Consider the following 24,987-nt stretch of genomic DNA (forward strand, 5'->3'; position numbering starts at 1 on the left):
CACCACAGCTTGCACTCTATCAGGAGAGTCCCATGGCGCGGCTCAGTCTCAATGAAATCGAACAGCTTTCTCAAGATATATTGCAACGGCACGGCTTCAGCCCTGCACAGGTGCAGGCGGTGGCGGACACCGTCGTCGCTGGACAGCGCGATGAATGTCACTCCCACGGCCTCTACCGCCTTCTGGGCTGCATCGATACCCTAAAGGCCGGCAAGGTTGTACCTAATGCCAAGCCAGTGCCCCACGATCGAGCCCCCGCCATCGTGCTAGTAGATGCCGGCGGTGGCTTCGCACCGCTGGCCTTCCGTACCGGCTTGCCACTACTGATCGATAAAGCCAGCCAGCAAGGCCTCGCGGCGCTGATGATTAATCATTGCGTGCACTTTTCGGCGCTATGGGTAGAAATCGAGCAACTCACAGAGGCAGGCCTGGTGGCGCTGGCTTGCAACCCTAGCCATGCCTGGGTGGCGCCCGCAGGCGGCAGGCTTCCTGTGTTTGGTACCAATCCCATCGCCTTTGGCTGGCCGCGCCCTGGCAAAGCACCCTACATCTTCGATTTCGCCACCAGTGCCATTGCCCGTGGCGATATTGAGCTGCATCGTCGCGATGGAGTACCGATACCTACTGGCTGGGGGGTGGATGGCGAGGGCCGAGCCAGCAATGACGCCGCCACAGTGCTTGATAAAGGCGCCATGCTGCCCTTTGGCGGCCACAAGGGCTCGGCTCTAGCGACCATGATCGAACTGATCGCCGGCCCGATGATCGACGATTTCACTAGCGCGGAATCCTTGGAGTGGGATGCTGGCTGCCAAGCTCTCCCCTATCACGGCGAACTCATCCTCGCCTTTGATCCGCGTCGTTTTCTAGGCGACCGGACCGAGTCGAGCCTGCAACGTGCCGAGATGTTATTTGATAGCATTGCTGAGCAGGGCGCGCGTCTACCCTCACAACGCCGATACCAAGCACGCATGCGTAGTCAAGCCGAGGGGGTAGAGATTCCCGACGCGCTCCATGAAGATTTAAAGGCGTTGCTGCGGTAAGTAAGCTGCGGGTATAGCTAGTAACGAATAAGCAGTAGAGAATTTTCTGAGCTTACAGGATATATCTCTACTGCTTTTCCGACCGGCAAGCAGTCCACCATTTGGTGCCTTTAACGGGTGAGGGCCAGTGCTGGCCCTCCTGCTTCACGTCGTGAACCAACGTGCTGCGGTTATCTATGAAGCTATAGACAGCATAGGATCGGCCATGCCACTGCTGTATTCTCTTCCGCCACTGGGTGCCGTGCTGATCTGGTCGGGTAACATGTCAATCAACCAACTTGCCGTGACCGCGATCGCGCCGAGCGCTATTGTCTTTTATCGCTGGGTACTGGCTCTAGCCGTGTTGTCACCCTTCGTGCTGCCTTGCTATGGCGTGTGCGAAGCGAGATTCGTCCCGAGCTGCCAAAACTGGCTTTCTTGGGTCTGCTAGGGATGGCCATGTGGCAAGGCCTGGCCTATGTTGCCGCCGAGACGACCACAGCTACCAATATGGGGATTCTAGGCGCCACTGTCCCCCTCTCTTTTCACGGCCAGGTACGGCTTGGTGTGATTCAGCTCCTGGTGCCACAAGTCCCCAACTAAGAAACTTCCAACAATAATTCGGCATAATATAATGGCATGGCTGTTTGTTATTAATTAAGCACTAGCAAACCCGTCGTCTGGAGCCCGGCGACAAGGTTCAACGGGCTTTACAAGCATTACCCCTGCTGATAATTTGTTGATGTCGAGTCAAATTACTCGATCGGGTTTGGCGACCCGGAATGCAAAAGGCGCACAAGCGCCCCTACCATGGTTGGCGCTTTTCTTATGCCTGCCATGACTATGGCGGTCGTGCGTGGGAGACCTTCGGGTCTGCCGGTTTCCTTTTGCGCCGGTTCGCCAACCCGCGTACGGCCGCCCCCATAACTGTTTGGCGACAGCGGGGTCGGCTCCAAGCAAAAGGAGCTCTTCCAATGGTTAAATCAACCGTGTCCCCTCTTCGCAGCCGCCTTGCGCGTGCTGCCGCCCACCGAGCAATGGCGTTCGCCGCCCTCACCTCCAATAGCAGCAAGCATGTTCGCTATCATCGCTACTGTATTCACATGCGTCAGGCTGAGGCGTTGGCTCGTGCCGCCGATCTCGACGTGTGCGATGCCCTGCGGGAGGGGAGCGAATGATGCAGCCCACACTGACCCCGCCCGCAGCTGACGCACAATCTGCACTTACATACGATGAGTCCACCCCGAACGAAGCCATCAACCGCATGGTGGCTGAGGCGTTGGATCATCAGCTGCTGACCTATGCAAAAACCGAACAGTCTTTCACTATCAGCGAGGCTAGAAATGCCCTGCTGCGACTTCCTGAACTGGAGCAGCTTGATCCTGCTCTGCTGCGTTACCGCGTCCGGGATCGCCTCAATGTGTTGGAACGAGATGGCCTTGCACAGCGCGTTGGCATCCAAGGCAAGAACCGGCCGTTGTATCGCCTGCAGTTAGAGGCGATCCCAGCGCCCCAAGCGACCTCGGCGGCTACTGCGCCTGATCTCACCACCCCTCTCTCACCGGCACTCGCTGAGTATTTGGATACTGAGCGCAAGCAATTGCGCGCCGAGATGCAGGCCATTCTGGCCGAGGCAAATCACTATGAGCACCTCCTTAAGCGCTTTCCGGACGAACAGCTCCGGATTGGGCCGCTATTAGAGAATGCGTTGGAGCGAGGTGGCGAACTTAAGGGGCAGCTGGATGCCAATATCCGGCTGCGCAATACCCTGGCAAGCCGGGAGGAGCTCGCATGAGTCCGATCAACTCGAAGGTCATAACTGGACAGGACGCGCTGCCTCCGCTGCGTCCTTGGCAAATCCGGTGCATTCAGCAGGCCTTGCAATCCCTGTCCCCCGAAACGCCCCATTTTTTATGCCAAGCCACCCCGGGTGCCGGCAAGATGCTGATGGCCTCGGTATTGGTCAATGAGCTGATGTCCCGCGGTGAGGTCGATTACGTACTTTATCTCGGTCCCACCAAGGCAGTGGTCGAGCGCGCCATCGAGACGCTCAGTCATGTCACTGGGCAACCGATGCATGGACGCCTGGGTGCCGCCGGGGCTGCTTATACCTATCACGCCCTGAGCCATCGTCTGGGCGAGCTGAAAGCGCTTTGCCAACGTGCTCAGGTCCTACTGATCTGGGACGAGAGTCACCATGCCGCTGGTCGCGCTGAGGAAGAGGCCGACACCGCAAATTCCTGGGGGCTGGCATTGCTGGCCTTGGAACGCCACGTTCACTACACCGTGGCGTTATCAGGCACACCGTGGCGAACTGATGGCAGTTGCCTTCCGTTGCTTCGATATGTGGCAAGTGCACAAGACACAGAGGGGCAGCGCTGCTCACGAGACGAAGCTGATCATCATGATGAGTCGATGGTGACTCAAGCACTCGAACCGGATTTTGTGTATTCCTTATCAGAGGCGATTCGAGACCAGGTATGCCGGTTGCCGCATCTGCAGCTCATCGACAATCCGGCGATACAGCTCACGGCGTACCACCCCGCCAGTGGTCGTCAGGAGCTTCACCATTACCACAGCATCCCTCACCTGCTACGCCATCCCGCCATGCACTACAGCCAGTTGCTCCGTCATAGTGAGCCGATGGCCCATCTCCTGGATCGTAGCTGCCAGCAGCTTCGTGAGCTACGTCAGCATGACCCGGCTGCTGCCGGGCTCGTCGTGGCCTCGGATATTGACCATGCCGAGGAGATTGCCGAACACCTGGAGGATCGTGGCGAGACCGCCTGCCTGGTCACCAGCCGCTCGCCCGGTGCGCACAAACGGCTACGAGAGTTCCGTGAGTCCACTGCGCCCTGGCTAGTGTCAGTCGCGATGGTGAGCGAAGGGGTAGACATTCCTCGCCTACAGGTATGCTGCTATCTCAGCCACATTCGAACGGAACAGCGATTTCGCCAGGTGCTGGGCCGCATTATCCGCCGCAAAGGCGACGACGACGCGGCGTGCTATCTCTATGCGCTCAACGAACCCAGTCTGCGTCACTATGCGCGTCGCATCACAGAAGACCTGCCGGATGATTTGGCCCAGGTATCACTGCCGGCGGGTTCCTCCTCCTCCTCCTCGGGAGACGATGGTCCGGATCTCGGTTCGGCCGCCTCCACAAACTCCAATGCTGCGCCTTCTCAGGAAGACAAGGAAGAGCCGCTCCTGCGCGCTCAACAGGACGGCATTCTCAAACCTGATTATTCCGCACAGCAGCTGGCCTTTGGGAGCCTATCCACGCTAGGTACGCAGGTTGCGCCTGACGTTGAGTTTTCGACTCGGTTTATAGCCCGTCTGATTGCCCTGCAGCTACCCCACCCCAAGCCATCCTGAACCGACGCATTACAGGTCGCCTTCACAGGCATCGCATGGGTTGGCCAAGGATCGCTGGTAGGGATCGGCCTGTACACGCAAAACTGGTAGCTTAAATAACTGTATAGATATCAGGGCATCGACACATGAAACGAAAACGGACCCGAGGCCGCGCTCAAGGCAAGTTGGACGTTGAGCCATTCGAACATCGACATGGCCTTCCCACTATCCATGAAGGCTTATCACCAGAGGCGCGGCGCTTGCTCGCCAATAGTGTCGCGCCCAATACGGTGCGTGCCATGCGCGCGGATTTGAAAGTGTACCGTCAGGCCGGTGGCAGGTTGCCGGCAACCGACACCGAAATTGCCAATTATCTGTCGCAACAGAATCTGTTGGGAAAAAAACCGGCGACCCTTGAGCGATATGCCAATTCGCTGCACATGTGGCACCGCTATATGAACCTGCCCTCGCCGGTCCATACCATGGCCGTACGCAGCGTGATGCGAGGCATCAAGCGGACCCGGGATATGCGGCAGGCATCCGCGCCCGCGCTCAGGCTTGAGGATCTGCTTACTCTACTCGCTGCCATGGACCCTAATACGCTGCATGACCTACGAGACAGTGCGGCCTTTGCCCTGAGTTTTTATGGAGCGTTTCGGCGCAGCGAGGTCGTAGCCATCGGACTTCAAGATATCGAGTGGAAGCCGCAAGGCATCATCATCACGCTCCATCATAGCAAGACCAACCAGAGTGGACGGGTCGAGACCAAGAGCATTCGGCGTGCTGCAGCGGATGTACCGTTCTGTCCCGTTGCCCTGCTGGAAGCCTGGATCCAGGCCAGTGGTATTCAGCGAGGCGCCATCTTTCGTGGCATCAGCCTCGCGGGTCGTCTAGGTGCCGGGCGCATGACCGATCATGCGCTTTACACACGAATGAAGCGTGCCTTGAAGAGGGCTAAATTGGCCGATAAGGGTTTTAGCCCACACAGTTTCCGGGCTGGCTTCATTACCGAAGCCCATCTGAGAGGTAAGTCGGATACCCAAATCAAACGAGTCAGCGGGCATCGAGACCAGAAATCCTTTGAAAGGTATATCCGCATCGCCGATGAATTCGAGGATCATGCCGGGGATTGGGACACTATCTAAGTATGAAGACAAGGATGATCGATTGAGCTTAATTGAGCTTATAGAATGGTCGTCTGCTAGCAGACTGAGGGCTTTATAGTAGTTCATTCGGGAGCAGAAGGACTATGAGCCGGGGTACGAGCAAGACCAATCACATTGGACAGTTCGAGACCGAGGGCATCCAGCGTGTGATAGTAAATGAGCCCTTCTGACCTATCGCAATGCTAAAATCTGGGTCCAAGTCAGCAAGACTCTGCGATGCGCCATTTTCATAGTATAAATCTCGCGAGTTGCCTAAGAAACTGACTATTAAACGCTTGACATACTGACTGAGCCCGATTAAAAATAGTCCCAAGTGCAAACTACTCCGTGGGTTGCACTCCCAGCCGCCTTTTGCAGGCGAGCTTGCTGAATAAGACGCTTCTTGCGTACCCCAGAATGACGCCCTCCGACTCCGGTCCATGCGCGTGCCCCTACGGCTTCATCGCCGAAAATAATCGTCACTTTCTGTCGCTCACTCGATGGATTGTGAATTCTCCTGCGTGATTTAGCTTGATTCTCGCGTTTGAAACCTTGTGATGCCAGACGACCTGTCGATTGGGGATCTGGCATCCCGATGTTTGCGTGACTGTTTCTTGCTTCTCCCGTCGCTCCTGGCGCGGACTGACTGCCGTTTTTTTCGGCTTCCGAAAATATCGCCTTCATCCCCTTGGCAGGGAATCCAGTCAGTTTTCGTGAGGAGTAAGCAGCATGATTAACATTCACCCTTTACCCGGTCATCCACTACTAATCCCGATGGAGGAGGCTACACGTGCACCCTCCGAGCTTATTGCCAGCTCTCGTCAAATGAATACAGGTGCAGAAGATGTATTGCTAACACATCCGCCAATTTTGCTTAGACGCGAGGGCGGCGGTGAGCAGCTTTTGAACCATGACTCAGTGGCTAGCCAACTGGACTATCAGCGCGGCCACAGAGCGACGGCGTTACCAGCCAGTCTGCGCGTTTGGATTATTGATCCCGGCATTAATGACGAAACAATATTACTTTTTGCGTTTCTGTTTGGGCCCGTTCAGCGTTTGCAATATAAAAAGAAAGAAGGCCGTACTCCGAGCTGGAAGCGTGTGATGCAGCGCGTTGAACAGGATCCGCTTCTGAAAGCAATTATTGAAAATCATCTATTCGACAGTGAGGAAATGGCTCCACGGCATTACCGGCTGCTGATGGGCTCTCTTGTCGGCGAGAGCTCAATTAACCATGAACTTGGCAGGATCCGTGCTGCCTGTGTAAAAGACAAGAGCACCGCTATCAAAACTGTAGCTGAAGCCGCAGGCCAGCCTTTAGAAACGCCGCCCGCTGAGGTTACACCCCCGGCGCAGAATAATAATGGTTTGTCAGCTGCGCTGAACCGAATTAACCAGGCTGCAACGCGTGGGGCTGAACAGTTCTCACGGGGGCTGGATATGGAGGCGGCGGATGCTTGATGAACGCCCCTACCCCCGCGAGTTGTATTGGGATTGGCAGCAGCTCACTGAACGTGCCGACTTGACACCGCATGACGCAGAATGCGTCATGCGGATCGTTCGTTATGCGCAGCCGCCGCTTTGCAGCACCGCACTGCAGACAGCGTCTTTGTTTTATCAGCTTGATAAAAATAAGCAGGAACTAGAGAAAATCGTAACCGCACTCCCCGCACGTGGGCTACTAGAGACGCAGCTGCCAAAAAATCTGGGCACGTTTTACCCGGTGTTCTTCGCCATTTCAAACAAGCGCTTTCTTGGACGTCCTTCCTGTCGTATCGCAAATTTGGGACGACGCTTAATCAGCAAGTGGTTTTCCGAGCTGCCGACAGAGCGCAAGACATCTCGCAGTAATTTCTACACCCATCTTTTAGCTGTTCGGCACGTCTTAATGTCGGTCATCGAAGCGGGCTATGAGACCGCAGAGGATTACGCGACCCCCGAGGAATTTTTCCGCGCTGCTATTGAAAGTGACAAGCTCTATAGTCGTCGCCTATTGATTCAAACTGCTTACGACACATTCATCGACATTAGCGCGGGTAAACTCAGCCCAGGCGAGCTGATCCGAAAATCACCACATGTGGTAAAAGGTGGCACCAGAGAACAAGGCAAAAAAACTGATCCATGGCACTACGAGCGTATGAAACAGCTCGTGGCAACATTACCACCCCAACGGCGTCTGGCTTCAATAGACGACACTCCTACTGAAAGCGAAAAGTACAATACTCCAGTAGACGTGAATCCCCCGTGCGGCTTGCGCCAAGTCGCGCCCCCCGCCGCTCCCAAAGATGACGATGAGAGCAGTGAACCACCCGTTCTTAAGCGTCAGACCGCTTCTGCGCTAACCCCCGAGGATGATCGTCGTCTCGTACAGCAATGGATTGCAGCTGCAGCTACAGTGTCACTGGCCACCGTGGGAGATATGGCCAGACTCACACCAGAGCAGGTCCGCGAGGCCCTGTCAGCACCACTATCGCCGCTGGAACGTACGTTCGCCGTCCTTCTGCTGAGCACCGGCCTTCCGGTTAAACGGCTACTCACGATGACAGTGTGCTCGGCAGGCGCAGTGGCGTTAACTAGTGAGCCAGAAAATAGACCGCTGTGGTACTCGGCGAGCGGCGAGCTCTGCTATCAGCTGTTGGATGGCCCCAGCGCCAGTGCAGATCCTGAAATGCGGTGGATACGGTTGCGCTTGCCGGCGAAGCTCGCAGGTGTGCTCTCGGCTCACGAGTATTCGACGCCGGGCAGCCGGCCATTTCGTGGGATTCGGGGACGTCTGAATAGGCGGCTTGCCAGGCATTTTCGTCATCAGCCGGGTATCACCCCCACCGCCAACCGAATCAGTGCCACCAGTTGGTTATGGCGCCGCCCGCATGCACGGGACGATGTGGCAGCTGCGACCCTTGCCGGTCAATTCGGGTTAGCGCTCGCGGCGCCGGCGGCCTATCGACAATTGGCACGCCAAGAAATTCAGCGTGTTTTCGATGACACGCTGGAATCGTTGGGGCTGAAAACCGTATTGGACCATGATGACACGAATAGCCAGGCGGGTAGTCTGCTTAGGCTGTGTTCGGTGATGGGTTCCGCAGTGGCGCAGCCTCCCCAGGTATTCACCGCGATATTTACCGAACTGCGTGATGCGATGGCCGGACCCGCCGATGAGGTGGCGAGTTGGTGGGTTGGCCAAGCTTTCCCGACTGGAAGTCTCGCCTCCCTCTATCAGCTTGTTGCCGCCTATCACTTATTAGCATGGCAACTCTCGACTGGCGCCCGGCCAATCGGGCCGTCCAGCCAAAATCGCCTTGCTGAGCAAGTTCAATGGATCCGCGACAAGAGCTCGGCGCGCGGGATCGAGTCACGTGTAGTTCCCCTACTCAGTGAAATCCAAAAGGCTTTGGCACACCTAGAGCGATGGACCGATATCATATGTTATCGCCTGCGGGAACAGGGCCAGGTGTTCGAGGACCAGCGTAGTAGTCAGCTCAGCACTCCAGCATGGCTGGTCGCGCCGCAACGGGGTCGCCGCTGGGTGCTGCGTGACATGACCTGGAGCGACCTTCAATCCTTGTCTTTAAGGAAGACAACCGGCCTCGCCAGCAATGTGACACGCCATTCGTTGGCCAGTTGGCTGCGGGAGCGCGCATCAGATGCGGAGGTTGATGCGCTGCTCGGCCATGCTCGCGATGGTCGCAGCCTTTCGGCGCCTCGTGCCACCGCCCCGATTGGCACACAGCCCGCGCTGCGCAGGCTGTTGTCCGAATGGTTGCGACAATGTGGCTACCGCCCCCTGAGATGGGAGATCTTGCCATGGAGCAGTTGAATGCCGCTCGGCTGATCGCGCTGTGGCAAGCCGATAAAAATCCTGTAGTGCAGCCTTCTAGTCTTGAGGACACCCAGTGGATTCTCGAGGCTGTGTTCGGCGATATTCCGGCTTCGGAAATGTCTCTAGATCGAGAGGCCGTCAGCCATCTTATTAGTGGGCTGTTCGAGTGGCGCCAGAGCATTGGACGCACGGTTTCCTATCGTCAAGCGCGAAAACGCGTCAACCGCGTGCTGGAGCACCTGAACCAGATTCCCGGGATGCAAACGGTGTTGATGCCTGAGCCCATCCTGGCCCACCGTCCCACTGCGCTCCCCCCGACGGGACGAGCCCTCATGGTCAGTGAGCAGATGGCGAAACTGGATCGACGGTTGCTGGATTGGTGCCGTCACACAGCCATCGAGGATGCCTGGTTATTGGTCTTGGCAGTTCGCCTGATGACACGACTGGGCATGGGCGAGACAGTCGCCCTCGGCACCTTGGCGATGCTAACCCGCCAGCATGTGAACCAGCGGTGGCTGGCGATTCCTTCCGCCCCGGGTGAGCGGTTACCGGATGGCGGCCACTATCGAATCTGGTTGCCTGATGACGTGTGGGTACCGCTACGGGCGATACTGGCTCGTGAAACCGATCAAAAGCCAACACATTGGTTGCTGGCTAAAGAGCTAAACGATCAGACGTTGGACCATGCGCAACGGGTACGGCTGCTGCGTAACCGCCTCAAGACCGCGACGAAGCTCTGTCTTAAGGCCCTTGAGAGCCATCCCGACAGCAACGGGTGGAGTCGTTTACGCAGTTGGTCCGCTCTGGTCTATGCCAGTCAGTATGTGCCCGTACTAAGGGGTATTCCTCCCCTATGGGCACGCCTGCTGCGCCAGTATTCATTACCGACATGTACGCCTGTGCCCCTACTGAAAAATAGCGGCACGGCTCATTTATACGCCCCCGGGGAGCAGCTCGGTCGGCTGCCTAATCGAACTACCAGCCGAAGCGAGGCCCCTAACCTGCCCGTGCTGGGGGAACAGACTCAGCCGGCAGGACTATCTCTGTTGGCCACTGATTTCCTGCCCAACGATTGGCCGCGGCGGGTCAAAAACATACTGCAGCAATTCCTGGCCGAGGTCCGGCATCTTGGTAGTGACACGGTCAACGGAACACGTTTCGTGAGGCCGATGCAGCGGATTCTGGAGCAGTATGAGGAACAGCTGGTGGAACTGATTGGCCATGCGGGCAGCTATCCGCAGTGGCTACTGCACTTCCTCTACCACCAGCTGCGTATTGAGGGGAATAAGCTCAGCTCGGCACGAACCAAACTTTCGCGCCTGACGCCGATCACTCTGATGATGCACGAGGCCGTTCTGGATCTGAGCGATTGGGATGATGAAGTTGTACTGGAGCTGCAGGAAGTTGCGGAGTCTGGCTCTCACTGGGCGCCGGCGACGCGGGCAGCTTTCTTTGAAACGTTCCGCCAGTTTCTGGTGTTCTGCCAACGCTTCGGACAACTCGATGGGGTGAGCCTGCCTCGCAGCGGTGGATCACCGCTAGCCCCTAGCGTACTGCGTACCAGGATCCTCTCGCCCGATCACATGCAGACGGTCTGGAGTGCGTTGACGAATCGGGTGCCCAACGGGGATCCCCGCCAGATGAAGGGACTGGTTATAGCCCTTGGTTTCTATGGAGGACTGAGGGCGTCCGAGGTGTTGTCGCTGACTCTGAATAATGTGTTGCTGGGGAACGAGGATGAACCGGGCAGGACAACCTGCTGGATCGAAATTCTAGGTGGGAAAACCTCTGCGGCTCGTCGCCGGGTGGCGCTACATGTTATGGCGCCGCCATCAGTAGTGAAGGCGATGAGGGGGTGGGTCGAGGAACGAAGAAAGGAATGTGCGGCATGGTCGTTGGCAGCAGTCGCGTTATTCGGACCCCGCCATGCTCCTGAGGCCTACACAAGGTCTTCACTAATCACGCCGGTCATGGAGTGGATGCGCTATGTGCTGGGTGAGGATATCGATTTTCATGGGCTGAGACATGCCGCCGCGTCGTGGACATTGCTTCGTCTTCACGCCGCTCAGCGCCCAGAGTTTTGTGTGCAGCTGCAGCACCGCCATGACTGGATGTTTTGCGACGAGGCGTTGCAGGCAACTCTAGCGTACTTCTGCGGGGCCGAGGGTAGCGATACCTTGGCGCGAGGTACCCTGTTGCTTCAGGTAGCGAAGTGGATAGGTCATCGCGACCCCGACACTTTGCTGCAGCATTACGCTCATGTGCTGGGGCTGTTGCACAGCGATGTGTTGGCTCCGCAGAGAGCTTAATTGCAATAGAGCGACATAAGTCCTTAATCCAGAACCGGCCGCATCGACTCATCGAGACGACCGCTTGTGTTCATTGTCGCATACGACTATTTGGCTGGTTTGCGTGTAGCAGACTTATGTAAGTCCTAAGTTTAAATAAAAGAGTTTAGAAATCAAATTTGATAGTAGCTGCGGTACCACTCGACGAAGAGGCGCGCGCCTTCTACGACACCCATCTGGGGTTGGTATCCGGTCGCTTGGTGTAACCCTTCAGTATCCGCCCAGGTACGCTGAACGTCCCCCGGTTGCATTGGAAGATACCGACATATCGCCTCCCTCCCCGTAGCCGCTTCCACTGCCCTGATGAACTCCATTAGGCTAACCGGGCTGCCATGCCCAATATTAAATAAAGCATAGGGGGCAATACTGCCATCTGATTTGGCCTTAATAGGATTCCAATCTTCGTTTCCTTCTGGTATTACATGCATTACCCGGATGACCCCTTCCACTATATCATCGATGTAAGTAAAGTCACGTGACATATCACCGTAATTATATACGTCGATAGGTCTACCCTCTAAGACGCACTTAGTAAACTTAAACATAGCCATATCTGGCCTGCCCCAGGGACCATAAACAGTAAAGAAACGCAGCCCCGTGGTAGGAATTTGATATAGATGGGAGTAAGTGTGCGACATTAACTCATTTGCTTTTTTAGTTGCAGCATACAAACTGACCGGATGATCTACGTTATCAGCTTCGGAGAAAGGCAGCTTGGCATTCATCCCATAGATCGAACTAGATGAGGCGTAGACCAAATGCTTTACGTTAGTATTCCGGCATCCCTCTAGTACATTCAAATGCCCTATTAGGTTAGTATCGGCATATGCATGTGGGTTTTCCAGAGAATAGCGGACGCCCGCCTGCGCTGCAAGATGGATAACAATATCAAACTGATGATATTGAAAAAGCTTCGTCATAGAATCCTTATCGACCAAGTCCATCTTAATAAATACTATCTCATCACAATCTCTAAGGTTATCTAAGCGGGCCTGTTTCAAAGAAGTCTCGTAGTAGTTATTAAGGTTATCAATGCCAACGATATGATGACCAAGCCTAACGAGACGCTTTGCAACGGCATGACCAATAAAACCGGCCACGCCAGTAATAAGTACCTTCATTCTCACCTCTAGATTTCTTAGCATCAAATATTTAATAAATAACAAAGCACTTGGCTGAATTAAGACGACCAATCAAGAGTAGGTTACGCTTTTAGACATAAGCATTTTGGTACAAGGGACATAGACCGAACTAATGAGGAGCCATGATCGAGACGAAAATAAAATCAGGGTATAAAACTCAATTAAAGCCTAATGTTAAGAAATAGGATGATAGGTTAAATCATAGGAGCTACCATCTGCTGGCAGCGCCTAACCCATAGGTTGAATCATCCAGGAGCGTTGAATGCTCTCCGTTTGAGCTATCTTCAAGACGACGCCTCCTGGCTCTCAGCACAATCATTATCTTGCCCCAGATCCTGTGAGAACCGTCTTAAAAGTCTTAAAAGCAATTAATATATCCAACCAGAACGAAAAATGCTTAATGTAGTAGAAATCATATTGTAGTTTAGTTGTCATGCCATCGACCTCAGCGGCATAACCCTGCTCTACTTGAGCCCAGCCCGAAATACCTGGCCGTACCACGTGACGGTAGCTAAAGAATGCCACATCCCGCTCATACCATTCAGAAAGTTCCATAGATTCGGGGCGAGGGCCAATGAAGCTCATCTCACCCTTAATTACATTGAAAAGCTGAGGCAACTCATCGAGGCGATATTTGCGTATGAAACGGCCAACACGCGTGATCCGGGGATCGTTGTCCCCTACCGTAAAGCCGCTGCCCCGTTGGCCTACATACATACTCCTAAATTTGTAAACCTTGAAGGGCACAGCGCGAAAGCCCATCCTCTGTTGAACGAACAAGGAAGGCCCCGGGCTATCAAGGCGGATGGCTAAAGCCGTTAAAAGCATAATCGGTGCGAGGAGGGGTAATAAGGTTACTGCGGCTAATAAATCAATACAGCGTTTTATTCCTTGGTAACTTTGAGACGGCAAGAGACTGCCGTATTCGTTCTCTGTCAAGTGTTCGATGCGGACACGCCCAGACAGTGACTCTTGAATTTGACGGATATGATAAACAGGAATGTGGTGAAGCGTACAGCGGGCTAGGAACCTCTCCCATTCGGGGCTTAGCTCATCAGCATGTAAATCAGCAACGATACCATCATAACGCACTCCAGCTAGATCCGGCTGGAATAGGGCTCGCAGTTCTATATCGGGCATGGGCATTAACTCATCGACTCGGCCCACTGGAACTACACCGAGTTTCATCCGACGATATCGTCGTCCTAGAAAAAAAGCTAAATAGAACCAACCTAAGCTCATCAGGTAGCTCATAAAGAGCACCTGGCGCGTATAATCTTCACGAGTAAAAAACAGCACAGCTACGACGAGCAAATATGCTACTGATACAGTGGGAGCTATAAAAGCTGACACGCGTGCGCCCGGAAACTGATGCATGCGGCGTAGCGTCCAGAGAATGCCAATAAATGCTAGACCACATGCCAGCAATGTATTGCTACGCACTGGAGCGAGGTAATGCCAGAACCCCCAACCCCATCGCTCCAACGCTGGTACCCCAATCACCAATGCTCCTATAACGAGCTGAAACGGCCACCCTAAGAGAAGGGTTTCATACCAGCGCGAGTGTCGACGCTCATAACGTAAGCGTTTTGTCATCAAAATAATTCCTTAGTACTAATTAGCCTGATTCAGCAAGCGTCAGAACTTTATACTGTTTTAACAATTTAATCGCCCGGAGCCCAGTACTGAGACGGCAGTACGGGGTCTGGCTGGCATTCTGCGTCAGCACTCGAGCCAGGATATTGTTCGGGTAGACATGCGGTTCATGTATGTTCAGCAGACTAGATCAAGCTCATCATGTAGGCCGCATTGACGTTACGCAGTAGTCCGTCGAACAGGCAACTGCTGCTCAGCACCAAGAAGAAGCAGGTTTTCACCCGGTTACTGTCAATAGCGACCCGTTTTCATCCTTCACTGCCGCCCAGCGGTTCCGGCTGTAGTAAGCTAGTTTGTGCAAGCTTAGTCAAATGGGGTTAAGCCGAGGAATAATAGATGCTTCGGTAGCTAGATATTTATTTGCATTAAGCTTAACGCTGCAAAACAATTACTCGACTATAAGCCATGTCAATACAAAGAAAAAAATATAAAATTAAGTTGTAAGCAGAAAAGGCGACTCATTGAAATCCTACCACGCAAGCTATGGAACCGAGAAAACCCTGCAAGCATATCAAGTGAAACTACGCCCAACAACTATTATCTAGAGCATCAAGAATGACAGTAAGACTTGATTAACGGAAATGCTGTCAACGCGTAATTACAACGTAGACACTACTTTTAAAATGGCAATTGCTAAAATCAGTTCCTACAGCTAATAAAATCCAAATGTGATGATAACCAATGTAAACCATCGATCCCTAGCCCGACGTCTCAATTCATTAAAGTTCCTTAACAAAAAGTAACGGCTTGAAAAAAGCCCTACCTTAGCAGGAGCAACCAGTTCAATTACAGTAAGTACCTGAGTTCGATACCAACCCTGATGAATAAGCTGCCAGCGTTTACGGTAAGCAGCCAACCCACTGTTTATACCAACTTGATTGTTACCATGCTGTCTGTACAGCATAGAAGGCTTTTGGTCAATAAACCATATAAATCCACGTTCACGGCAAAAAGCATAGGCAAGCCAGTCATGTAATGCAACTTCGGAAAGACGGTCCCCTTTCTCAATTAAAAAATATTTAAAAGCAGCTGCAGAAAATGGATTTAATACGTAAGTGCAGCCTGGGCCTGCAGCTTCAAAAAAGTGATCAAAGCGCTTTTGTGGTTGAGATTTGTTAATTACAGCTTGTTTTCCGTCCGGCCAGAAAGCAATTACATTTGATGAATATACATCGCATTTACCTGAGCTAATTAAAGCACAGGCTCTTTGAAGCTTGTCATGAAACCAAATATCATCCTGATCAGCAAGAGCTACAGCATCAAAATCGGTAATGTCTACATCCTTCAACAACCGAAAGAAATTAGGTCCAGCGCCACCAAAACGAACCCCATATGGCAACATGATCACATTAGTATGCTTATTCGCTAACTCACTTACCTTCTCCTCGGTTCCATCAGTAGAAAGGTCGACACTAATAAAAATGGTTACCTGTACACCCTCCTGATTCAAAATACTTAATACCTGTTCTTCTATCCACTCCAAACCATTATAAGCAGCTAATAGGACTGCGACTCTGTGCAATTCGTTTGAAACCATATACATTTGAATAGATCTAGCCTCAGGAGCGCTCGTTAAATTAAAACTTAAGCGCCGCAATAGGGCGCTGTCATCAGCGGATGGCTTGGTAACTGGTGTTAACCATAGCTATACTGATCGACCTTTCCGGGATATGTGTTTTGTTTTTTTTGAATTACATCAAAACAAACTTGGAAATTTTATTATTTCGAAGAGTTTACTACGTTTAACGCAGTTCAAGCCTTTCATTACTCAAAAGGGTTTGTAAAAAAGCTTATATTGTGCTATCTCTACATTTTCTAAGCAATTTCAAGGGAACAACTATCGCATATTAGTTTTGTTTAGCAAGCCGACAAACAGAGTTATTTACAACATGTTTCATCTAAACAGATTGCTATTAATACAAATCAAACTTTCCTAACTTCCCTTTCAACCCATGAAGAAATCCCAGCAAAACAGCTTTCAGGTTCTTAGCACGCGGAGCTACTAGCAAAGGAAAAGCTAAAATATAACGGAAGGACTTAAAAAACAAAACTATACGATATCTAACACAAAGATCATTAGAATAGATTGCAAGATAAAAGGCATTTCTAGTTATATAGTAATGCCTAAGAGGGGATCTAATGCCAATTTCTCTATTACCAATTTTTTTTGAGGTGTCGCCGAGTCGGTGTTCAATAATTACGTTTGCATTACCAACAATATTATAACCATTTTTTTTTACTTTCCAACACCACTCGAAATCAACCCAATCTATGAACAGGTCTTCTCTAAACCCACCGATGTTTCTAATCACATCAGAGCTCACTACTAGTCCTGAGGAAATTGCTTGGCTTATTTCAACTAGGCCATAATCTACTTTCTTTTTAATAAAATAAGACAGGCCAGATATATAGAAAGAGGAATAAGAACCCGAAACTTGGTCGTGAAACCTGGGTGCAATCGCTGCGTCATTTGAGCTTGTATTACTTAACATATTGTTAATATAACCCGCCGGGTATATAGTATCTTGGTCAGATATTAATACAAAGTCACTACCCGATGCTAAGCTCATCCTCAAGCCAACATTTAAAGCGTGTGCTATTCCTTTGTTTTCACCTAAGTCGCACCAAACAACGTTACTAAATTTGTAAGAAGCCTGAGTCGTACCATTGTTTATAACATATATACAACTGACTTGATTGCTTATACTATCAATAAGTGAAGTTAGTATTTCAAAATTGGGTTTATATGTAACCACCACAGCATCTATCTTATAGTCACACATTAAATATACCTATGATAAATAGATAATAAAAAGTTATACTTCCCGATAGCAACCATACAGCAAGAAAGCCAAATATTTTCTCTTCAACTACCGAGATAAGTGTTGGTACGAGTATTACCGTAGGTATAAAAAATAAATCACTCAATCTAACGGACAAAGTGACGTTAAAACTTAAAGAAAGATTAAAAAACAAACCCAAGGCGATACAATGCAAGGAGACCCACTCAATGTTTGTAAAACGAACTTTATAAGATACATATAGAAAGGTTAAAAATAAATACAATAAAGCAAAATATTTGACACCAATCGGATTGATTTCTGACCTAGCTGTAAGGTAGAAAGCCACTTTCTTAGGCAGGTAATCCATAAAAATAGCAAGTACATAAGCCAAGGGATTAATTAAATAAATTGCAATGCCAAAAATAACAAGCAAAACCAAATATGAGCGGGACCCTACAAAAAAAAGTAAAGTACGTTTAACAAGGCAGGAGAACAAAAGGAATAACCCAGCAATTATGGAGTAATGGAACAACCCTCCTAGCAAGAAACATATAAAAGCGATGATACCTTTTCCATCAGAAACTAAATACAAGCCATATAGAAAAAAAATAACGGCAAAAGACAAACGAAGCTGAGTAGAATCGTGTAATAACAAGAACCAAGATGTGTATAGCATCAAAGCGGGCGCCAAAAAACGGCTAGTATTTCTGATAATATATAACTTTGCATGTAATGAAAAAAATATTAATGCAAAGGAGAAAAACCCAAACGGCAAGCCTAAGCTCTTAAATGCGTAAGTTATTAATACAAAACCTGGCTCAAGCCAATGAAAGTCATTTAATGAAATATTGTCGAATAGTTCGTAATAGTTTAAATAATTATGTACATCTCTTGAGTAAAAGGAGAACAATACCCAAGCTACAAGAGATAATGGAAAGGTTATAAACAGCATTCTTGAATGAAGTATCATTTATTTATCAATACCATTATTTTATAAATTATATAATAGGGTATACTTTTGAATATAAATCTAGCAATCTTATAGTGTAACGGAGAATTCAGCTTAACTTTATGCGGAGACACAGCAAAGAAATCACCAAGCCTAGCACTTAGCAACTTAGAAGCAACTACCTTATTACCCAATGCCCACGAGCAGTAAGGTAAGCATAACTGATCTCTTTTAACCCCTGATTTAAACTCTTGCCACCAGAACTCAGAAAGTTTTGCAACAGACGCATGCTCTCTGAAAATGACGTTATTTTCTCCCATTTCTACTTGTCCAGTAAAGCCAGACTTAATATACAGAATAGTTTGCTTTAAAAGCTCATAAAAACCGACCCTGCCAGATCTAAGCAAAACTGCGCCTTCAAGGAATACAGATTGCCTTTTAAAATGCTTAGCCACGATAAAGTTATTTATGCGAAAAAGACTTTGATCTAACAGCAGAGAAGGATTTTTCAATACTTTAATATTAGCGTCTATATATATGCTATATCTATAGTCAGTAAGGTAAACATGGGGCAACATTTTATATTGTCTATTCCTAAGGTTATTCGCTAGGCTACTACTATCAAGTAAGTGGATCCTCCAGACCTCTGATTTGATGTTTTTCTGATCAGTGAAACAAACGAAATCGCATCCAGAAAACTTTTCTGTTGGATCTTGTAACTCGTCATAACTACCAAACAAGGCAGTATATACTACCAGTATGTTTTTTTTTCCTGGACTATTCAAGATAGATGTATTTTCAAGCTCGACCATTTTTTTTCCGTAAAAAATTCAATTCTGCACTCGTCTTACTAACAAGTTACATTATATGTTAGCATGATACTTTCAATTCAGATCCAATCAAAGCGCTAGATCAGCACCCACTTGCGCTACGCTATAGCTTAATCGTACCTTAACTATCTCGAATTGAAGACTAAAAATTACTTCGCTTCGTTTTTAATAAAGCGTAAGCGGGCGGACTGTAAAAAGCCATGCATGCTATCCAATTAGTGTAATCCTCTTGGTTTGCACACCTCAAGCGACTATGCCGTGTTTGCACGGGGTGCACATAGCGCAGAGACTGATGTGGCCGCTCTTCCTTAGTAGTACCCGACCTAGTGGCTGATGTCGGCTCTTGCTCGCCTAACGACTCGAAGCGATGATGCCAGATGCACTCCTCCTTGAACGAGCTGAAGAAGCGTGCCAAGAGGCCATTTTGCGCTCGCCTGTACGGAGTCGTGGACTCCTAGCTCATGCCATACGCCTTCACAGTTGCCGTGTAGTGCCGGTAGCTGAAAGCGAGCCCGTTATCCGAGCGTAGCGCTAGAGGCTGAGGTACCGTCCAAAAGCGCCGAGTTGATGGTTTAGGGCCTCTTCCAGCGCGGTTCCCTCCTCTTGCTACTGGCTTTGTCCCATACTCGCCAAGCAAGGATTTCGCGCGTGCAGCAGTCAATAATGACAGCCAGGTTGGCTAGACGATCCTCGCCGCACCTGACATGAGGGAAATCCTTGGTCCACGCTTATCAAGATGCGTGGTCACTTAAGGCAAACTCTTGGCACGAGAGCGAAAACAGTGGGGCCGCTTGCGCCTGCCGGCTCTTGGTCTGCAAGGATGCGCTGTACCGGCTTGCGGTTCTCACTCATCACACAGGCCAACCGGTAGGTAACCATACGTGAAGAAGCGTTCCTGGGTCAGCTTTACCCGCGCTTGCAGTTCTGCATTAATCAAGCGCTGACGTTTTATGGGAAGGTAATTAGCGCTCAGCCTCGAGAAGCCTTGCCGAGTACTGAGTTTAGTTAGCGATACCGAATTGCCGTTGTTAGCCTATTCCGCCTACGGCGACATTGCGAGTTGTTATTCTCGTCAGGTAGGCGACTTCTATTTTTTAATGGCTAAATCTGCAGATGAACTTCGCCCAGCTCTTCTCTGTGTCGCACAGTTCGGACTCGTACTGTTTATGGATATCCTTGGAACAGGCCTTGAAACGTTCTCTATACTATGCTGGGCTTTCTCAAAACATCTCTCGACTTCGGAAGCCGTCGAATCTGGCTGTCTAGCCACATCAGCTACGGTGGTCTTGTCATTGAAAATATCCAGGACCACGGCGGATTCATGCTTGTCGGGTCCTGATTGTTCTTCGCTCATTACGTCCTCCTGTCTGCTGCACTATAGCTTGTGCAGCTTTGGAGGAGGTCACTGAAGCAACAGGGAAACGGGGTACACGCCCGCGCAACAATAACCGCAAGCACTGCAATTCAGATTTGTGGGTGTGAAACGTCCAGATAGTGTAAAGATAGACAACTTTCAGCGACTTGTAGCATTTAAATAACGATTCCTATTATACCAAGAGCTAATCAGATAGAGGCGGTATATACAACTGCGCACTTTAAAACCCGGACGTCCTTCATGGTTTATTTTATTAGTAAAGCGATTTAGCAGCTTGACTAGGGCTGAGTGATCCCATAATTTGCATGACTCTATTTCCGATGTAAAAAAAACTAAGTTTTTTCGAACAACCTCTGACGAATCGAAGGTCCAGCTCATTTTTCCCACAGCGTCTGAATCAAGGCCGAGTCGGTTTTTTAACATAGTTCTCAACACAAGCTTATTTTTAAGGCACTTTCGGTCAAAGACATATTTTTCGGGTAACTTAGAAAAATACTCTGCGACATGCTGATTAGCCCAGGGCAAAATAAGATTTGAATTAATAGAGCTGGCAAAGTTCCTCGCCTTTCTAGTAAATATTTCTTGATCTATTATGGTTCCTCGAAATGAGGCCCTGAAATCCAAGTAGTCTTCATTTGTGTCTGTAGAGAACCAATAGTTTGAAACATCGTATGCATATGGTAACACTGTTTTAACATCTGAATATGATAGTCCCGATAAGCCTGTCCACTCAGAGCGTGACCTCCCAAGAACGGAAAGATTGTTTTCAGAGTTCAAATAGTTTGTCAGGCTACGGCTTTTTTTTATATATTTTGAAATGCTTTGAAGCTTGTACTCTTTTCCATTTGGTATGTGCCCAATATAAACATCATTCCCCATGCCATCGATAATATTTGCTGACTTAACTTTCGGCAGCTGCTGCGAATAAAGTGGATACGCTAAGGTCACATTATCAGTAGAAGGAAAAGGGGCACTTTCAAAATAATCATTGATTGCCTGCACATGCTCTTTTTTCAGTAAATCTACCTCATGCAGGACATGATGTTTAAAGCCCAATTTCTCAGCAATTTTGGCGCTAATTTCACTTTCATCTGTTTTTCCTTTAGACTTATGGGTGATTAAAGAGAGTTTGTCCTGCCAACCAGCTTCGGCTAGAGCTAAAGCAATACTATTACTATCTTTTCCTGCACTGTGAAATAAAAAACTTGGTGCAGATGAAGTCATACGTTTAACTGTAGCCTCAGCAAGCAATTGTAGAATTAATTCTTCATCTGGCTTCATTTCATTAGGTGCAAGGCGATTCGCGTTTGAAAATGGAAAGTTATAGTGAAAGGCAGCCTCTACTTTGCCATCAATGGTTGTTATTTTGGCTTCAATTCCTATTCCAAGAATGTATATACCCACGTACGCAGTACACGGCGGCGGGACCACGCCACTTTGTAATAAGAATGACAACCCTTGATAACATACTTTCAACGGCATAGTTACGCGTTCGTCTGCTAATAAATCTTCTATACTTCTTGAATACAACAAAAAAGACTTATCTTCCGGCCAATAAATATAAACTGGAAACTCACCAGCCAAATCTGGCTGTAAGTTTAAATCCGTCTCCCTTGGTAAATATATCCCGATCATAATATTTGGCCTTTTCCTCTGTATTTTTTAAAAAATATGTATTGCAAAATCCCCATGGCAGTACGAGCACCTGACAATGTCACAATTGCACCCCATATACCCCAAAGCGGGATGATAATTAGAGCTATAGCAAAAAATGCCAGAGAAGTATATACGGCAATATTCCTAACAATCTTATCTTTACCAATGAGCATAAGGTAATTAGGCCCGTAGGTAAGAAAAATAAATGTCGAAATTACGCTAACTGCCAACCCTCGAATATAAATAGAGACTTCTGAGTTCTCTGCGCTAAACAGTAGCTCTGTTAGCCATTCGGCTGTAATAAAAGTTAAACCTGTTAGCGTAGCTCCAACCCCAATCATGACTCGCTGGAAAAAGACATGATTTTCTAAACTTCGCGAGAGATATGGCAAAAAAGTATTGGATAATATATGCGCAAGGGAAATAATCGCATCAATGAGTTTTGCTGACGCTGAAAAAAAACCTACTACCGTATTGTTTGCGAATATACCCAACAAAAATACCGATGAGTTATTATACATATTAGGTGCAAGCTGACTTATAAATGCATTAAACCCTTCTTTAAAAACCTGCTTTAACTCTGCAAAGGTTGGCAACTCATATTTTACACGAAATTGCCTTTTAATAATAATAATTGATATAATATAAGTAACAAACGCAGCATTAGCATGCAGCAAAGGCACAAGAACATAATCCTGCTTATTTGTAACAAGTATAATTAGACTGAGTAAATACATCACGCTGGTACCAAGACTAAGAAAAGTAATGTACTTCATTCTTTCCACGCCCTGGAAAAACCATATTGGGAACAAACTTTGAAACACAACATACATGAGTGTAAAATAATACAAACTCAACTGATTGGAAAATTCCTGAAAGCTGAATACGATTAAGCTGAAAAGAATTACACTGACTAAAGTTAAGATTACTGATGCAGAAATCGTCGCCGAGTAAATTTTCTGCAATTTAATAAGATTGCTTCGATTACGTGCAATTTCTCTAGTAGCTGTAATACCAAAACCATATTGAATTATTGCACTACAGTATACGCTTAGTGACAAGGCAAAGTTTACACGCCCATAATTCTCAATCCCTATAGTTTTAACGAGGTAAGGTAGGGTAATTAAAGGGATTAAAAACTGAAAACCACGCAGAACTGATAACGAAATGAAGCTGCTGGCCAATCTTCTTTTATCATCAGTATTTATATATTTACCGATAAATTTTGTTAACATTTAAAAATAACCATTATTATATCTTCTTGTTATTATAATCACATACTCAAATTTCATAATGCTTTTTCCCAGCTGTTTAGCGAGTCGATGACAGAAGAAATTTATATTCTTATGATTTCAATAAACAACTTAATTTTAGACTAGGCAAAAAAATAGAGCCAAATTACTACCGCCTACGTTTTATAGGTCGGTTGCTAAGTTTACTAGCTTATAATTTGAATTTTATTTTGTCATTAAATTACTTAAACCTTAATAAAAATCCGCTTCAACGAAAGCTAAGCCATTTTCGTCCTTATCGGATGTTAAAGGATCGGTACCTTCCTGTAAGGGCCATTTTATATCTAGCGTTTTATCTGACCACTTGATTGTCCGCTCATGCTTTGGGTCGTAAAAATCTGTACATTTATATTGAAAGTCTGCGACTTCACTGAGAACTAAAAAACCATGAGCAAAACCTGGCGGCACCCATAATTGGTATTGATTAGCTTCTGAAAGCACCTCCCCCACCCACTGCCCAAAAGTAGGGGAATTGTTACGCAGATCTACGGCCACGTCGAACACCTCGCCGCGAGTAACCCGCACCAGCTTGCCTTGGGGCTGCTTGATTTGGTAGTGGAGACCGCGAAGGGTATGCTTTACCGAGCGGCTATGGTTGTCCTGCACGAAGGTGGCATCAATGCCGACTTCTGCGAAACCGCGAGCGTTCCAGGTTTCCATGAAGAAACCCCGCGCATCCCCAAAGACTCTCGGCTTTATTAACTTTACGTCTGTAATACGTGTGGAAATGACCTCCATCTCATATCTCCTTGTCGGCCAGTTGCTTGAGGTAGGCGCCGTAGCTGTTCTTTTTTAGCTCATCGGCCTGAGCCAAAAGCGCGTCGCGACTGATATAACCCATGCGGTATGCAACCTCTTCCAGGCAGGCCACTTTCAGGCCCTGGCGCTTCTCCAAGGTCTCGATAAAGCCCGAGGCCTCATGCAGCGAATCGAAGGTCCCGGTATCCAGCCAGGCGTAACCGCGACCTAAGACTTCGACATTAAGGTCTCCACGCTTCAGATAGGCCTGGTTGACGCTAGTGATTTCCAATTCCCCACGGTTGGAAGGCTCTACCTGCCTCGCAATCTCCACAACGTCTTTGTCATAGAAGTATAAGCCTGTTACAGCGTAATGGGATTTCGGCTGAGCAGGCTTCTCCTCGATGGAAATAGCACGCCGATTCTCGTCGAATTCCACCACTCCAAAGCGCTCGGGATCGGTGACCCGATAGCCGAATACTGTGGCACCACTCTCCCGGGCGTTGGCTGCTTGTAGCTGACTGGAAAGGCCAGGTCCGTGATAGATGTTATCACCTAGCACTAGGCACACAGGGTTGTCACCGATAAAATCTTCACCAATGAGAAAGGCTTGGGCAAGCCCATCAGGGGATTGCTGTACGGCATAGCTAAGCGAAATACCAAACTGGCTGCCGTCACCCAGTAGGTGCTGAAAACTTTTTTGATCTTCCCGAGTAGTAATAATCAGTATTTCTCTAATGCCCGCCAGCATCAACACCGAAAGGGGGTAATAAATCATCGGCTTATCGTAGATTGGAAGCAACTGCTTGGAGACTCCCTTAGTTATTGGATAGAGGCGCGTGCCGGATCCACCGGCCAATACTATTCCTTTGCGTGACAT

The 24,987-nt window shown here is 48.9% G+C and carries 19 protein-coding genes and 2 pseudogenes; 9 read left to right on the forward strand and 12 right to left on the reverse strand.

All coding sequences use genetic code 11. From position 1 onward, the window contains the following. The first annotated feature begins 32 nt into the window (after positions 1-32). From JH15_RS15870 to JH15_RS15905, 9 genes and pseudogenes are all read left to right on the forward strand, one after another. Positions 33-1,040 carry an Ldh family oxidoreductase gene (locus JH15_RS15870; protein ID WP_043532110.1) on the forward strand — a complete coding sequence of 336 codons (1,008 nt, stop codon included), beginning with the start codon at positions 33-35 and terminating at the stop codon, positions 1,038-1,040. A 205-nt stretch (positions 1,041-1,245) separates the two neighbouring features. Next, positions 1,246-1,559, forward strand: a pseudogene (locus JH15_RS17935) (EamA family transporter); the annotation flags it as partial. Between the two features lie 434 nt (positions 1,560-1,993). Further along, complete coding sequence (locus JH15_RS15875) at positions 1,994-2,197, forward strand: hypothetical protein (RefSeq protein ID WP_043532112.1); 204 nt, start codon at positions 1,994-1,996, stop codon at positions 2,195-2,197. Beyond that, entirely contained in the window at positions 2,197-2,814 is a 618-nt protein-coding gene (locus JH15_RS15880; protein ID WP_197053348.1) for a hypothetical protein, read from the forward strand. Before JH15_RS15875 ends, JH15_RS15880 begins: the two co-directional genes overlap by 1 nt. Further along, on the forward strand, positions 2,811-4,394 hold the full coding sequence (locus JH15_RS15885) for a DEAD/DEAH box helicase (RefSeq protein WP_052384185.1): 1,584 nt from the start codon (positions 2,811-2,813) through the stop codon (positions 4,392-4,394). Before JH15_RS15880 ends, JH15_RS15885 begins: the two co-directional genes overlap by 4 nt. 239 nt (positions 4,395-4,633) lie before the next feature. Further along, positions 4,634-5,518: a site-specific integrase gene (locus JH15_RS15890; RefSeq protein WP_231566459.1), complete on the forward strand. Its 885-nt coding sequence runs from the start codon at positions 4,634-4,636 to the stop codon at positions 5,516-5,518. Between the two features lie 729 nt (positions 5,519-6,247). Then, positions 6,248-6,979: a hypothetical protein gene (locus JH15_RS15895; RefSeq protein ID WP_043532116.1), complete on the forward strand. Its 732-nt coding sequence runs from the start codon at positions 6,248-6,250 to the stop codon at positions 6,977-6,979. After that, positions 6,972-9,335: a hypothetical protein gene (locus JH15_RS15900; RefSeq protein WP_043532118.1), complete on the forward strand. Its 2,364-nt coding sequence runs from the start codon at positions 6,972-6,974 to the stop codon at positions 9,333-9,335. Before JH15_RS15895 ends, JH15_RS15900 begins: the two co-directional genes overlap by 8 nt. Continuing rightward, entirely contained in the window at positions 9,323-11,647 is a 2,325-nt protein-coding gene (locus JH15_RS15905) for a tyrosine-type recombinase/integrase (RefSeq protein WP_043532121.1), read from the forward strand. Before JH15_RS15900 ends, JH15_RS15905 begins: the two co-directional genes overlap by 13 nt. 152 nt (positions 11,648-11,799) lie before the next feature. On the opposite strand, the gene JH15_RS15910 is transcribed toward JH15_RS15905, so the two are convergent. The 12 genes and pseudogenes from JH15_RS15910 to rfbA all read right to left on the reverse strand — a co-directional run bounded on the left by JH15_RS15910 (position 11,800) and on the right by rfbA (position 24,987). After that, positions 11,800-12,807 (reverse strand): NAD-dependent epimerase, encoded by a 1,008-nt coding sequence (locus tag JH15_RS15910; protein ID WP_043532123.1) that lies wholly within the window; start codon positions 12,805-12,807, stop codon positions 11,800-11,802. Positions 12,808-13,146: 339 nt separating this feature from the next. Continuing rightward, positions 13,147-14,424, reverse strand: coding sequence for a sugar transferase (locus tag JH15_RS15915; protein ID WP_043532125.1), 1,278 nt, complete (start codon positions 14,422-14,424; stop codon positions 13,147-13,149). 712 nt (positions 14,425-15,136) lie between these two features. Continuing rightward, positions 15,137-16,027, reverse strand: coding sequence for a glycosyltransferase (locus JH15_RS17625; RefSeq protein WP_197053349.1), 891 nt, complete (start codon positions 16,025-16,027; stop codon positions 15,137-15,139). Positions 16,028-16,397: 370 nt separating this feature from the next. Next, complete coding sequence (locus tag JH15_RS17940) at positions 16,398-17,267, reverse strand: glycosyltransferase family 2 protein (RefSeq protein WP_081949081.1); 870 nt, start codon at positions 17,265-17,267, stop codon at positions 16,398-16,400. Beyond that, a complete protein-coding gene (locus JH15_RS17945) occupies positions 17,260-18,237 on the reverse strand; it encodes an EpsG family protein (protein ID WP_081949082.1) in 978 nt (325 codons plus the stop codon). Before JH15_RS17945 ends, JH15_RS17940 begins: the two co-directional genes overlap by 8 nt. After that, positions 18,234-19,028, reverse strand: a complete 795-nt coding sequence (locus JH15_RS17950; RefSeq protein ID WP_081949083.1) for a glycosyltransferase domain-containing protein — start codon at positions 19,026-19,028, stop codon at positions 18,234-18,236. Before JH15_RS17950 ends, JH15_RS17945 begins: the two co-directional genes overlap by 4 nt. 160 nt (positions 19,029-19,188) lie before the next feature. Continuing rightward, a pseudogene (locus JH15_RS18705) lies at positions 19,189-19,482 on the reverse strand (integrase core domain-containing protein); the annotation flags it as partial. Between the two features lie 651 nt (positions 19,483-20,133). After that, entirely contained in the window at positions 20,134-20,400 is a 267-nt protein-coding gene (locus tag JH15_RS18170; RefSeq protein WP_156105349.1) for a hypothetical protein, read from the reverse strand. 159 nt (positions 20,401-20,559) lie between these two features. Beyond that, positions 20,560-22,056 carry an asparagine synthase-related protein gene (locus tag JH15_RS15920; protein WP_043532126.1) on the reverse strand — a complete coding sequence of 499 codons (1,497 nt, stop codon included), beginning with the start codon at positions 22,054-22,056 and terminating at the stop codon, positions 20,560-20,562. Next, positions 22,053-23,312, reverse strand: coding sequence for an oligosaccharide flippase family protein (locus JH15_RS15925; RefSeq protein WP_081949084.1), 1,260 nt, complete (start codon positions 23,310-23,312; stop codon positions 22,053-22,055). Before JH15_RS15925 ends, JH15_RS15920 begins: the two co-directional genes overlap by 4 nt. Positions 23,313-23,561: 249 nt before the next feature. Then, positions 23,562-24,107 (reverse strand): dTDP-4-dehydrorhamnose 3,5-epimerase, encoded by a 546-nt coding sequence (gene rfbC, locus JH15_RS15930; protein ID WP_043532132.1) that lies wholly within the window; start codon positions 24,105-24,107, stop codon positions 23,562-23,564. A 1-nt stretch (position 24,108) separates the two neighbouring features. After that, on the reverse strand, positions 24,109-24,987 hold the full coding sequence (gene rfbA / locus JH15_RS15935; RefSeq protein WP_043532133.1) for a glucose-1-phosphate thymidylyltransferase RfbA: 879 nt from the start codon (positions 24,985-24,987) through the stop codon (positions 24,109-24,111).

This window comes from Litchfieldella xinjiangensis (genome assembly GCF_000759345.1).
Classification (GTDB): Bacteria; Pseudomonadota; Gammaproteobacteria; order Pseudomonadales; family Halomonadaceae; genus Litchfieldella_A; species Litchfieldella_A xinjiangensis.